We start from the raw sequence: 11,943 nt of genomic DNA, 5'->3' as shown, positions 1-11,943 counted from the left end.
GAGGGAGTTCGCCCGCGCCGATCCCAACCGTCAAGCTTGGTGCCGAGCGGCAGCGAGTGCTCGACGATCACGTCTCCCTCCCCCTTGTGGGGAGGGATGAAGGGTGGGGGTCTTCTTCCGGAAAACCGGCGGCGCGGCAATCTCAGGCGTGGCCGGCCTGGGCGCTGAGGCGGGTCAAATCGATGCCGATGGAGGCGAGGACGCGGTCGTACTGGCTGCCGAGATCGCCATCGAACAGCAGGCCGGGGCTGGCCGGGCAGGTGAGCCAACCATTTTCGGCGATTTCCTGCTCGAGCTGGCCGGCACCCCAGCCCGAATAGCCGAGCGCCATCAGGGCGCGGCGCGGGCCCTTGCCGGTCGAGATCGCGCGCAGGATGTCGATTGTGGCCGTCAGGCACACGTCCCCGGCGACGGGCAGCGAGGATTCGACCATGTAGTCGTCCGAATGAAGGACGAAGCCGCGCGAGCGGTCGACCGGGCCGCCATTGCGGATGATGATCGAGCGCGCAGGTTCCGGCAGGCGGATCGCCTCCTCCTCCTCCAGCACGTCGAGCTGCACCAGAAGATCGGGAAAAAGAAGCTGCTGCGGCTGGTTGACGATCAGCCCCATCGCGCCCTCTTCCGAATGCGCGCAAAGATAGACCACGGAGCGCTCGAAACGCTCGTCCTGCATGCCGGGCATCGCGATCAGGAACTGGTTCTCGAGGAACCCCTGAGCGGTTGCACCCTTCCTGTGGCCGAGTATGTCCATGGCGAAAGCGTAACGCGTTTCCGGTAAAGGCGAAAGTCAAGCCGATGTCATTTGTTGAACGGCCATCACCGCGAAATGATCCTGGGAAGCGCGTCGGGAGATTGCCAAGGGGCGCGCGGCGGGCGAAAACCCCACGCATGAGCCTTCGATCCTTCCGCCTTGCCGGCCTTTTCCTGCTCGCGCCGGTCGCCGCCCATGCCGGTGCCAGCGACTGGCACGAGATGACCGGCGGCAAGCTGCGGCTGGTGACCGAGCGGACGGCGGATGGCGACGGCACCTTGCGCGGCGCCATCGAAATCCGCCTCGACGAGGGCTGGAAGACCTATTGGCGCGAGCCGGGCGAAAGCGGTGTCGCGCCGCAGATTTCGCTGCACCAGGATGCATCGGCCGAAGACGTCGCGCTCCTCTTTCCCGCGCCGCAGCGCTTCGACGACGGCACCTCGCAATGGGCGGGCTATGCCGGCGACGTCACGCTGCCCGTCGTCGTGACGGGTCTCGGCACCGACCGCGGCGCGCTCGGAATCGACGTGTTCCTCGGCGTATGCGAGACGATCTGCGTACCCGTGCAGGCGACGCTTACGGTGACGCCCGGCGAGGATATCGGCCCGATCGACGAGGCCGGCATCAAGGCCGCCTTCGCCAATCTGCCGGCCGAGGCGCAGGACGGGTTCGAGGTCGTCGGGACAACGCGCAATGGGGACGCGCTCGCGATCGAGGTCGACCTTCCCGAGGGGATCGACAGGGCCGACCTCTTCCTTGCCGGCCATGACGGGCTGATGCTCGCCGCGCCGGAATTTGCGCCCGGGACCAATGGCGGCACCTTCACCGCGCGCATCGTGGCGCCGGCGAAGGGCGGCGCGATTGCCGCCGACTATACGCTGGTCGCCGGCGACGAGGCGGTGGCCGGCACGCTCGCCCTGCCCTACCTGCCCTGACGCATTGCCAAGGCGGGCGCGGCCCGCTATCGCGGAACTCCCAATAATTCGGAGCGAAGACATGACGATTTCGGTTGGCGACAAACTGCCTGAGGCGACCTTCAAGACGATCGGCGCGGACGGCCCCGTCGCAATCACCACCGCCGAGCTGACGGCCGGCAAGAAGGTGGTGCTGTTCGGCGTGCCGGGCGCGTTCACGCCGACCTGCTCGAACAACCACCTGCCCGGCTATCTGGAAAATTACGACGCGCTGAAGGCCAAGGGCGTCGATACGATCGCGGTCGTCGCCGTCAACGACATCCACGTCATGACCGCCTGGGCGCGCTTCACCGGCGGCGAAGGCAAGCTCGTGTTCCTGGCCGACGGCAGCGGCGAATTCGCCAAGGCCTGCGGCCTCGACGTCGACCTTTCGGCGGCCGGCATGGGCCTGCGCGCAACGCGCTTCTCGATGATCGTCGAGGACGGCACGATCACCGCGCTCCACAGCGGCGACGCGCCGGGCAAGGCGGTTGAATCGGGCGCGGCGAAGATTTTGGAGACGCTTTAGGCACGAAGCCGGATCGCTTGACCGAATGTAAGTTATCTGCTTACATTGATATTGCATGATCCGGACTTTTAAACACAAGGCCTTGGCAGATCTCTATCGCTCCGGATCGACGGCAAAAATCGACCGCAAGATGCACAAGCGCATTTTGGCGCGTCTTGATCTGTTGAACTCCGCGGAACGACCTGAGGACATGAATGTCTCAGGCTTCGACTTCCATGCACTCAAGGGCTTTGATCCGACGCGCTACACGGTTCACGTCAACGGCCCTTGGTGCATTACTTTCGAGTTTGATGGACAGGACGCGCTACGCGTCGACTTTGAGCAGTATCATTGAACGATGCCAGACGAGGAAAACGTGATGACCGAATATGAGGTGATACGTCCCATCGCGCGGTGCCCCTCGCATCCCGGCGCCGTATTGGATGACATCATTCCAGCGACTGGAAAGACCAAGACCGAGATCGCGGAGCTGCTCGGGATTTCGCGTCAGCAGCTTTATGACATCATCCGCGAGCGTAAGCCCGTGTCGCCCACGGTAGCCGCACGGCTCGGCAAGTTGTTCGGCAATGGCGCAGGCATCTGGCTTCGGATGCAGGCGGCGTATGATGCATGGCATGTCGAGCGCGAGGTCGACGTCAGCAACATTCCGACGATCAGGGCTGCCTGAGCCCGCGCGCGATCAGCCCTTACGGGTCGCGTTGCCCATCAGGCGCGGCTTGCGGGCCGGAGCCAAAGGCGTCTCGGGGGTTGCCGGGGGCGCCTTTCTGTTTGGCTTGAAGGGGGCCATGGCGAGGCGGGCGAGTTCGTCGGCGCGCTCGTTTTCCGGGTGGCCGGCATGGCCCTTGACCCAATGCAGCGTGACGTCGTGCTTCTGGCGCGCGGCATCGAGCGCCTGCCAGAGCTCGGCGTTCTTGACCGGCTTCTTGTCGGCGGTGCGCCAGCCATTCTTCTTCCAGCCGTGAATCCACTTGGTCAGGCCATCGCGGACGTAGTTGGAGTCCGTGTAGAGATCGGCCTTGACCGGTTCCTTCAACGCCTGAAGCGCGGAGATGGCGGCGAGGAGTTCCATGCGGTTGTTGGTCGTGTCGGCTTCGCCGCCGGACAGTTCCTTTTCGATGTCGCCGAAGCGCAGGATCGCGCCCCAGCCGCCGGGGCCCGGATTGCCCGAGCAGGCGCCGTCGGTGAAGATGTCGACATGTTTGGTCATCGGGGCAGTCCGTATTCGGCGGCGGAGGCCACCTGCCGGTGGAAGCGCATCTTGCGCAGATATTCGAGCGGGTCCTTCTTGACGACGAGGCTGCCGGCCGGCGTGTTCACCCAGTCATAGAGCCGCGTCAGCATGAAGCGCAGCGCCGCGCCGTGGGAGAGCGTCGGCAAGGCGGCGGCCTCGGCTTCGGAGAGTGGGCGGACGGAGGTGTAGCCCTTCAGGAGCGCGGCGCCCTTGGTCAGGTTGAAGGCGTGATCGCGCTCGAAGCACCAGGCGTTGAGGCAGATCGCGACGTCGTAGGCGAGGAAATCGGTGCAGGCGAAGTAGAAGTCGATGAGGCCCGGCTCAGCGCCGAGGAAGAGCACGTTGTCGGGGAAGAGATCGGCGTGGATGGTGCCGACGGGCAAGTCGCGCGGCCAGTTCGCTTCGACGCGGGCAAGGTCGGCATCGGTTTCGGCGGCGAGGCCCGGCTCGACCTCGTCGGCGCTGGCATGCGCCTTGTCCCAGATCGCGCGCCAGCCTTCGATCGAAAGCGCGTTGGGACGCGTCATCGTGAAGTCCGCGCCGGCCAGGTGCATGCGTGCGAGCGCTTCGCCGACCGCGCGGCACTGTTCGGCGCTCGGGCGGCGCGGCCACATGCCTTCGAGGAAGGAGACGATGGCGGCGGGGCGGCCGGCAAGTTCGCCGATCAGGGGGCCGGCCTTCGGCGCGATCGGCACGGGGCAGCGCACGCCGCGCGCGGCCAGATGCTGCTTCAGGCCGAGGAAGAAAGGCAGGTCGTCGCGGTTGACCCGCTTTTCGTAGAGGGTCAGGAAGTAGGCGCCGGCCGTCGTGTGGAGTAGGTAGTTCGTATTCTCGACGCCCTCGGCGATGCCCTTGTAGGAGGTCAGCGTGCCGATTTCGTAGGCCGTCAGGAAGTCGGCGAGTTCAATCTCGTTGATGTCGGTATAGACGGCCATGGAAACCCGAAGCGTGCGATTTGATATCGTCTAGACGCTTCCGTTGACGAACGCCATGTCGGCATTCGTCAATTCCACATCGCGCAGCGCGCTCATGACGGGGAAGTTCTCGGTTTCCTCGGCGGTGATCACCACGTCGAGCGTGACGTCGTAACGGGCGCGGAAGGCCTGGATGATCTCGTCGATGATGATCTCGGGCGCCGAGGCGCCGGCCGACAGGCCGAGGACCGAGATGTCGCCGATCTCGTCCCACGGAATCTCGCTCTCGCGCTGGACCAGAAGCGCACGCGTCGCCCCTGCCCGCTCGGCGACCTCGACGAGGCGGCGTGAATTGGACGAATTGGGCGCGCCGACGACGAGGAAGAAATCGGCGCCGGGAGCCGCTTCCTTGACCGCCTCCTGCCTGTTCGTCGTCGCATAGCAGATCGATTCGGCGGCGGGCGCCTGAATGTGCGGAAACCGCTCCTGCAACGCTCGGATGACACCGGCGGTGTCCTCGACGGACAGCGTCGTCTGGGTGACGAAGCCGAGATCCGTCTCGGGCGCGAAATCGAGGGTGGCGACTTCCGCCTCGGTCTCGACCAGCGTCACGTCGCCCTCGGGCAACTGGCCCATCGTGCCGATGACTTCGGGATGGCCAGCATGGCCGATCAGGACGACATGACGTCCGAGGCGCGAATGGCGCATCGCCTGCTTGTGGACCTTGGATACCAGCGGGCACGTCGCGTCGAGATAGAAGAGATTGCGCGCCTGCGCATCCGCCGGCACCGATTTCGGCACGCCATGGGCGGAAAAGACGACCGGCTTGTCGGCGTGTTCGGCGGGGATCTCCTCGAGTTCCTCGATGAACACCGCGCCGCGCGCCTTCAGCCCCTCGACCACGTATTTGTTGTGAACGATCTCGTGGCGGACATAGACGGGCGACCCGTATTTCTTCAGCGCCAGAACCACGATCTGGATGGCGCGGTCGACGCCGGCGCAAAAGCCGCGCGGCTCGCACAGTCTCAACGTCAGGGGGCGCTTCTCGGCGGTCATCACATCTCTCTTCGCGAAGGCCCGGACATGCGGTCTCGACCGGCCGGTGTCAAGGTTTGCGCCGCGATCGCCAGAACCAGGCGGCCAGCACGCCGACGAGCGCAAGGGCAAGGCCGTACCAGGTGATCGCGTATTGGAGATGGTTGTTCGGCATGTCGATCATGGTGACGCCGCCGATCGGCAAGCCGCCCGGATTGGCCGTCTCGTCGGCATCGAGGAAGAAGGGCAGCACCTGCGCCCCATCGGGCAGGCCCGCCGTCGCGGCCATCAGGTCGATGTCCTTCCAGAAGAAGATGTTCTTCTCCGGCTCGTTTTCGGGCACGATGAAGGATGGCTTTTCGTGGAGGCGATCGCGAGCGAGCCCTTCGATCGTGACGCGTCCTTCCACCTGGCCTTCCGCGCGGGTCTGGGCATCCTTGCGATCGAAAGGCACGAAGCCGCGATTGACGAACAGGAAGCGGCCATCGTCGAGCCGCAACGGCGTGTAGATGTAATAGCCGGACCCGCCCTGGTGGGTGGCGAAGAAATGCCGTTCGGAACCGTGGACGAACGTGCCTTCGACGCGCGCTGGCCAGTAATCGACATCGCCGGCGCTCGCCTCCAGCGCCTCGATCTCGGCGAGCGGGCGCGGGGCGCCGGCGATGCGCTCGGCAATCGTCGCCAGAAGGTCTTCCTTCCAGTAGAGGCGCTGCACCTGCCAGGTGCCGAGGACAAGCAGGGCAACGAGCACGACGACGCTGCCGATGCCAAGGCCGGCCGCCCAGAAGCGGCCCATGCGGGGTGTTTCGATATCGGTCATTTCGGTCTGTCGAGCCGGCCTTCGGCCGCCTTGTTGGCATATTGAAGCGTGATGAGGAGGCCCTTGGCGAGGCGCATGGCGACGAGGGAAAGGCCGATGGCGAGAGGCACCCAGATCAGGAAGTGCAGCCAGAGCGGCGGCTGGTGGGATACTTCGACGTAAAGCGCGAGCCCGACGACCACGAAGCCGACCAACAGGATGACGAAGGCGGCGGGGCCGTCGCCGGAATCGGCAAACGAATAGTCGAGCCCGCAGGCCCCGCAGCGGGCGTCGACGGCGAGGAAGCCCGAGAACAACCGCCCCTCCCCGCAACGCGGGCAGCGCGCGGCCAGCCCCGCGCGGACCGGATTGACGGGCGGGTAGTGTGCGCGGTCGTCGTTCATGCCGGTTCCTTTATCGGATCGACTGGCAAGATGCCAACGCCATGGCGACGCAGGTGGAGGGGTGGGTGGGACGCAAGACCTGGTTACTGAGCGCGGTGGAATTGGCGAGGCATGGATTCCTGTGACGAGCACAGGAATGACGGCATCTGGGGTGGATGCACCTCGCCAGCGTTCGAGATTGGCGAAGCCCTCCCTTGCCATCGTCATTCTTGTACTGACTGCCCTTGTGCCGTCACGGAAGTCATAGGAACGATGGCATCCGGGGTGGATGCCTGTCTCCAATGCACAAGGTTTGGTGCGACCTTTTCTGCCACCGTCATTCCTGTGCTTGTCACAGGAATCCAGGTCTCTACAGTTCGTCGAATGGCTCGGCGGGGATATGTCTACATTCTGGCATCGCAGAAGAACGGCACGCTCTACATCGGCGTGACGAGCGATCTTGCGGCAAGATTGCTGCAGCATCAGAGTGGAACAGGTGCTGAATTCACAGCCCGATATGGCGTCATGCGGCTCGTCTGGTTTGATGAGTATGAGTTGATCACTCAGGCGATCACCACCGAGAAGACCATGAAGAAGTGGCCGCGCCAGTGGAAGATCAATGCCATCGAAGCGCGCAACCCGCATTGGCACGATATCAGTGCGCATTTGCTGTGAGCCGGGAGTTCATCTTGGCCGGACTGCCGGGGGAGATGGCGAGGCCTGGATTCCTGTGACGAGCACAGGAATGACGGCATCCCGGGTGGATGCCAATCGTCAGCGTTCAAGGTTGGCGGAACCGGCTCCTGCAACCGTCATTCCTGTGCTCGTCACAGGAATCCAGGCCTCGTCGTCCACAACGCTCATGCGGTCTAGAACCCCGCGCCTCAAAAGCAAAACGGCCGCGCTTTGGCGCGGCCATTTTTCGTTTCGGTGACCGAACCGGTCAGTGGTGGGCGATCGGGGCGCCGATGGAGGCCCAGACGTAGATGGCGACGAAGAGGAACAGCCAGACGACGTCGACGAAGTGCCAGTACCAGGCAGCCGCCTCGAAGCCGAAATGCTTCTCCTTGGTGAAGCCGTCATTCATCGCGCGGACCAGGCAGACGATCAGGAAGATCGTGCCGACGAAGACGTGGAAGCCGTGGAAGCCGGTCGCCATGTAGAAGGTGGCGCCGTAGATGGAGCCGGCGAAGTCGAACGGGGCGACCGAATACTCGTAGATCTGGACGCAGGAGAAGAGGATGCCGAGCACGACCGTGAGCGCCAGGCCCCAGATCAGGCCCTTGCGGTCGTCATGCAGCAGCGCGTGGTGCGCCCAGGTGACCGTGGTGCCCGACAGGAGCAGGATGATCGTGTTGTAGAGCGGCAGGTGGAACGGGTCGAGGACCTCGATGCCGGCCGGCGGCCACTGGCCGCCCGTATACTCGGTGCGCGCGACCTGGGCGGCCTCGTCGTAGAACAGGCTGGCGTCGAAGAAGGCCCAGAACCAGGCGACGAAGAACATCACCTCCGAGGCGATGAACATGATCATGCCGTAGCGCAGGTGAAGCGACACGACGCGGGTGTGGTGGCCTTCGCGACCTTCCTTGATCGTGTCCGACCACCACGCATACATGACGTAGAGGATGATCGCGAGGCCGATATAGAACAGCCAGGGACCCGCCAGATTGATGCCCAGAAGACGGAACTGGCCGCCATTCAGGTACTGGAGATAGCCGACGCCGCCGAGCATCATGATGAAGGCGCCGACGGAGGCGATGAACGGCCAGGGGCTCGGGTCGATAATGTGGTAGTCGTGGTTCTTTGCGTGTGCGTCTGCCATTTCAACCCCCGAATTCGGAATCGGCCGCTGCGTTGTTCTTGTCCCCCTCATCCGACTTCGCGGCGACCGAGGCGGGCTCGGCGACGGGGAAGAAGGTGTAGGACAGCGTAATCGTCCTGACGTCCTTGAGTTCGGGAACGTTCACGATCTCAGGATCGACATAGAAGACAACCGGCATATCCATGGATTCGCCCGGTTGCAATTCGGTATCGGTGAAACAGAAGCATTCCACCTTCATGAAATAGGCGCCGGCCAGATGCGGCGAGACGTTGAAGCTCGCGCGGCCCATGGCAGGGCGCTTCGAGGTATTGGTCGCGCGGTAGGCGACCTGCGTCGTCTCGCCGATCTTCAGCGTCGTCGAGCGCTGGACGGGCTCGAACTTCCACGACAGGCCACCCGAGACATTGGCATCGAAGCGGACGTTGATGTCGCGGTCGAGCACGGTCTGCGAATACTGCTCGACGCGCTGCGTCGTGCCGCCATAACCGGTGATCTGGCAGAAGAGCTCATAGAGCGGGACCGCCGCATAGGCGACGCCGATCATCGAGGAAAAGAACACGGTGCAGGCGATCGCAACAGTGCGGTTGCGCTTCTGCTTGTCCTTGTCGAGCGTATAGTTCTGAGCCATCGCCTGCCTCCCTACATCGGCCGAACGAGGATTTCGGGACCGAACTTCGTCAGCGTCGCGACGTAGAAAATCACGACCAGCGCGACGAGCGCGAGCGCGATGGCGACCGAGCGGCGGCGGCGCGCCTTCTTCTGCTGTTCGGTGAGTTCGACGGTCTCGAGCGGCTCCATGATCAAAGCCCCATCAGACGGCCGATGGCCACGTCGGCGAGCAGAACGGCGAAGATCGCGAAGAGATAGACCAGCGAATAGCCGAACAGCGCCTTGGCGGGGCCCATCGCCCGGTCCGATTCGGGCATCTTGAGGACCTTCCAGGCATACCAGACGAAGGCCGCGCCGAGCGCCAGCGCGACGACGCCATAGACCGCGGACGTCATGCCGATCAGCCAGGGCGCGACGCCGATGGCGGCGACGAGCAGCGAATAGGCGAAGATCTGGCGCTTGGTCGACGCCTCGCCGGCGACGTTCGGCATCATCGGGATGCCGACGCTGCCATAATCCTGCGACTTGAAGAGCGCCAGCGCCCAGAAATGGGGCGGCGTCCACAGGAAGATGATGAGGAAGAGGACAAGGCTTTCGAGCGAGACGGAGCCGGTGACGGCGGCCCAGCCGATCATCGGCGGGAAGGCGCCGGCGGCGCCGCCGATGACGATGTTCTGCGGCGTCGAGCGCTTCAGCCACATCGTATAGACGACGGCGTAGAAGAAGATGGTGAAGGCGAGGAGCGCACCGGCGAGCGGGTCGACCAGGAGGCCGAGCGTCATGACGGACAGGACCGACAGCACGATGCCGAAGGCGAGCGCCTGGTCGGGGGTCACCTTGCCGGCCGGGATCGGCCGCTTGGCGGTGCGCGACATGACGGCGTCGATGTCCGCGTCGTACCACATGTTCAACGCGCCGGATGCACCGGCGCCGACGGCGATGGCGAGGATCGCGATCAGCGCGAGGACCGGATCGATCGCGCCGGGCGCCGTCGCCAGACCGACGAAGGCGGTGAAGATCACCAGCGACATGACGCGCGGCTTCAACAGCGCCAGGAAGTCGCCGGGCATGGCTTCGGACACGCGGAATTCCGGCGCGTCCGTCAGGCTGTGCTTTTCGACCAGGGCCATTTGCTACTCGTCACTCTCTTATTCGGAGAAACCGCCGGATGGCCGGCGGTTTCGTTGTTCGGTGCCGTATCGCGAGGTCACTTGACCTTGGGAAGCTGTTCCCACTGGTGGAACGGAGGCGGCGAAGAAAGCTGCCATTCGAGCGTCGTCGCACCCTCGCCCCACGGATTGGCGCCGGCCTCGCGCTTCTTCGAGAAGGCCTCGAAGACGCCGTAGAGGAAGACCAGCACGCCGATGGCCGAAAGGTACGAGCCGTAGGACGAGACGAGGTTCCAGCCCGCATAGGCATCCGGATAGTCGATGTAGCGGCGCGGCATGCCGGCCAGACCCAGGAAGTGCTGCGGGAAGAAGATCAGGTTCACGCCCACGAAGGTGATCCAGAAGTGCAGACGGGCGATGAACGAATTGTACATGTAGCCGGTCATCTTCGGGAACCAGTAGTACCAGGCCGCGAAGATCGCGAACACGGCGCCCATCGACAGCACGTAATGGAAGTGCGCCACGACGTAGTAGGTGTCGTGATAGGACCGGTCGAGGCCGGCATTGGCGAGCTGGACGCCCGTCACGCCACCGACGGTGAACAGGAAGATGAAGGCGATCGCCCACAGCATCGGCGTGCGCAGCGAGATCGACCCGCCCCACATCGTCGCGATCCAGGAGAAGATCTTGATGCCTGTCGGCACCGCGATGACCATCGTCGCGAACACGAAATAGCGCTGCGTGTTGAGCGACAGGCCGGTCGTGTACATGTGGTGCGCCCACACGACGAAGCCGACGGCGCCGATCGCGACCATGGCGTAGGCCATGCCGAGATAGCCGAAGACGGGCTTGCGCGAGAAGGTCGCGATGATGTGGCTGACGATGCCGAAGCCCGGCAGGATCAGGATGTAGACTTCCGGGTGACCGAAGAACCAGAACAAATGCTGGTAGAGGATCGGGTCGCCGCCGCCTTCGGGGGCGAAGAAGGCCGTGCCGAAATTGCGGTCCGTCAGAAGCATGGTGATGCCGCCGGCCAGAACCGGGAGCGACAGCAGCAGGAGGAAGGCGGTGATCAGCACCGACCAGGCGAAGAGCGGCATCTTGTGCAGCGTCATGCCCGGGGCGCGCATGTTGAAGATGGTGGTGATGAAGTTGATCGCGCCAAGGATCGACGAGGCGCCGGCGATATGCAGCGACAGGATCGCCAGATCCATCGCCGGTCCGGGCGAACCCATGGTCGAGAGCGGCGGATACATCGTCCAGCCGGTGCCCACGCCATAGCCGCCGGCCGCGCCGGGGACGAACATCGAGATCAGCAGCAGCAGGAAGGCGGGCGGAAGCAGCCAGAACGAAATGTTGTTCAGACGCGGGAACGCCATGTCCGGCGCGCCGATCATGATCGGGATCATCCAGTTGGCGAAGCCGCCGATCAGCGCGGGCATGACCATGAAGAAGATCATGATCAGGCCGTGGCCGGTCGTGAACACGTTGTACATGTGCTTGCCGGCGTCGAGCGCGGCATCCTCGGGGATGCCGTAGACCATCGAAGCAAGGCCGTGGAAGATCTGGATGCCCGGCTCCTGAAGCTCCCAGCGCATCATGACCGACATGAAGCCGCCGACGACGCCCGCAAAGATCGCGAAGATCAGATAGAGGGTGCCGATATCCTTGTGGTTCGTCGAATAGACCCAGCGCGTCCAGCCGTAAGGCTTGTGATCGTGGTCGTCGTGAGCAGCAGCGCCTGCCATTTTCCCGCTCCGTTCATTGTTCGGTAGCATCGGACCGAAAGGTGGAATCCGGTTTTCGGG

The 11,943-nt window shown here is 64.1% G+C and carries 16 protein-coding genes; 5 read left to right on the top strand and 11 right to left on the bottom strand.

Translation table 11 applies throughout. From position 1 onward, the window contains the following. Window positions 1–142 precede the first annotated feature (142 nt). Window positions 143–751: a YqgE/AlgH family protein gene (locus ALII_RS0120500; RefSeq protein ID WP_024589088.1), complete on the bottom strand. Its 609-nt coding sequence runs from the start codon at window positions 749–751 to the stop codon at window positions 143–145. Window positions 752–888: 137 nt separating this feature from the next. Here ALII_RS0120500 and ALII_RS0120495 point away from each other — a divergent pair, with 137 nt between their 5' ends. The 4 genes from ALII_RS0120495 to ALII_RS0120480 all read left to right on the top strand — a co-directional run bounded on the left by ALII_RS0120495 (window position 889) and on the right by ALII_RS0120480 (window position 2,900). After that, window positions 889–1,686 (top strand): protein-disulfide reductase DsbD domain-containing protein, encoded by a 798-nt coding sequence (locus ALII_RS0120495; protein ID WP_024589087.1) that lies wholly within the window; start codon window positions 889–891, stop codon window positions 1,684–1,686. 61 nt (window positions 1,687–1,747) lie between these two features. Beyond that, complete coding sequence (locus tag ALII_RS0120490; RefSeq protein WP_024589086.1) at window positions 1,748–2,233, top strand: peroxiredoxin; 486 nt, start codon at window positions 1,748–1,750, stop codon at window positions 2,231–2,233. Window positions 2,234–2,288: 55 nt separating this feature from the next. Continuing rightward, a complete protein-coding gene (locus tag ALII_RS0120485) occupies window positions 2,289–2,567 on the top strand; it encodes a type II toxin-antitoxin system RelE/ParE family toxin (RefSeq protein WP_024589085.1) in 279 nt (92 codons plus the stop codon). Window positions 2,568–2,591: 24 nt separating this feature from the next. Then, window positions 2,592–2,900 (top strand): HigA family addiction module antitoxin, encoded by a 309-nt coding sequence (locus ALII_RS0120480; RefSeq protein WP_024589084.1) that lies wholly within the window; start codon window positions 2,592–2,594, stop codon window positions 2,898–2,900. 12 nt (window positions 2,901–2,912) lie between these two features. On the opposite strand, the gene rnhA is transcribed toward ALII_RS0120480, so the two are convergent. From rnhA to ALII_RS0120455, 5 genes are read right to left on the bottom strand one after another with little or no spacing between them, the layout of a single operon-like run. Beyond that, a complete protein-coding gene (gene rnhA, locus ALII_RS0120475) occupies window positions 2,913–3,440 on the bottom strand; it encodes a ribonuclease HI (RefSeq protein WP_024589083.1) in 528 nt (175 codons plus the stop codon). Then, window positions 3,437–4,399, bottom strand: coding sequence for a homoserine kinase (locus ALII_RS0120470; protein ID WP_024589082.1), 963 nt, complete (start codon window positions 4,397–4,399; stop codon window positions 3,437–3,439). Before ALII_RS0120470 ends, rnhA begins: the two co-directional genes overlap by 4 nt. A gap of 30 nt (window positions 4,400–4,429) precedes the next feature. After that, entirely contained in the window at window positions 4,430–5,434 is a 1,005-nt protein-coding gene (gene ispH / locus ALII_RS0120465; RefSeq protein ID WP_029660776.1) for a 4-hydroxy-3-methylbut-2-enyl diphosphate reductase, read from the bottom strand. 49 nt (window positions 5,435–5,483) lie between these two features. Then, window positions 5,484–6,233 carry an SURF1 family protein gene (locus ALII_RS0120460; protein ID WP_024589080.1) on the bottom strand — a complete coding sequence of 250 codons (750 nt, stop codon included), beginning with the start codon at window positions 6,231–6,233 and terminating at the stop codon, window positions 5,484–5,486. Continuing rightward, the gene (locus ALII_RS0120455; RefSeq protein WP_024589079.1) at window positions 6,230–6,616 is read right to left on the bottom strand and encodes a DUF983 domain-containing protein; all 387 of its coding nucleotides are present in this window, start codon (window positions 6,614–6,616) and stop codon (window positions 6,230–6,232) included. The genes ALII_RS0120460 and ALII_RS0120455 overlap by 4 nt, the downstream gene beginning before the upstream one ends. A 363-nt stretch (window positions 6,617–6,979) precedes the next feature. On the opposite strand from ALII_RS0120455, the gene ALII_RS0120450 reads away from it, so the two are divergent. Beyond that, window positions 6,980–7,270 (top strand): GIY-YIG nuclease family protein, encoded by a 291-nt coding sequence (locus tag ALII_RS0120450; RefSeq protein WP_024589078.1) that lies wholly within the window; start codon window positions 6,980–6,982, stop codon window positions 7,268–7,270. 268 nt (window positions 7,271–7,538) lie between these two features. On the opposite strand, the gene ALII_RS0120445 is transcribed toward ALII_RS0120450, so the two are convergent. From ALII_RS0120445 to ctaD, 5 genes are all read right to left on the bottom strand, one after another. After that, window positions 7,539–8,417, bottom strand: coding sequence for a cytochrome c oxidase subunit 3 (locus ALII_RS0120445; protein ID WP_024589077.1), 879 nt, complete (start codon window positions 8,415–8,417; stop codon window positions 7,539–7,541). A 1-nt stretch (window position 8,418) separates the two neighbouring features. Beyond that, complete coding sequence (locus tag ALII_RS0120440) at window positions 8,419–9,045, bottom strand: cytochrome c oxidase assembly protein (RefSeq protein ID WP_024589076.1); 627 nt, start codon at window positions 9,043–9,045, stop codon at window positions 8,419–8,421. Between the two features lie 11 nt (window positions 9,046–9,056). Then, window positions 9,057–9,215 (bottom strand): hypothetical protein, encoded by a 159-nt coding sequence (locus ALII_RS22920; RefSeq protein ID WP_173401426.1) that lies wholly within the window; start codon window positions 9,213–9,215, stop codon window positions 9,057–9,059. A 2-nt stretch (window positions 9,216–9,217) separates the two neighbouring features. Continuing rightward, window positions 9,218–10,156 carry a heme o synthase gene (locus ALII_RS0120430; RefSeq protein ID WP_024589074.1) on the bottom strand — a complete coding sequence of 313 codons (939 nt, stop codon included), beginning with the start codon at window positions 10,154–10,156 and terminating at the stop codon, window positions 9,218–9,220. Window positions 10,157–10,233: 77 nt separating this feature from the next. Beyond that, window positions 10,234–11,883: a cytochrome c oxidase subunit I gene (gene ctaD / locus ALII_RS0120425; RefSeq protein WP_024589073.1), complete on the bottom strand. Its 1,650-nt coding sequence runs from the start codon at window positions 11,881–11,883 to the stop codon at window positions 10,234–10,236. Window positions 11,884–11,943 lie beyond the last annotated feature (60 nt).

The organism is Aliihoeflea sp. 2WW (assembly GCF_000497755.1).
In the GTDB taxonomy this organism is placed as follows: domain Bacteria; phylum Pseudomonadota; class Alphaproteobacteria; order Rhizobiales; family Rhizobiaceae; genus Aliihoeflea.
Note: the sequence above shows the minus strand (reverse complement) of the source record. Positions and strands in the feature narration are given on the sequence as shown.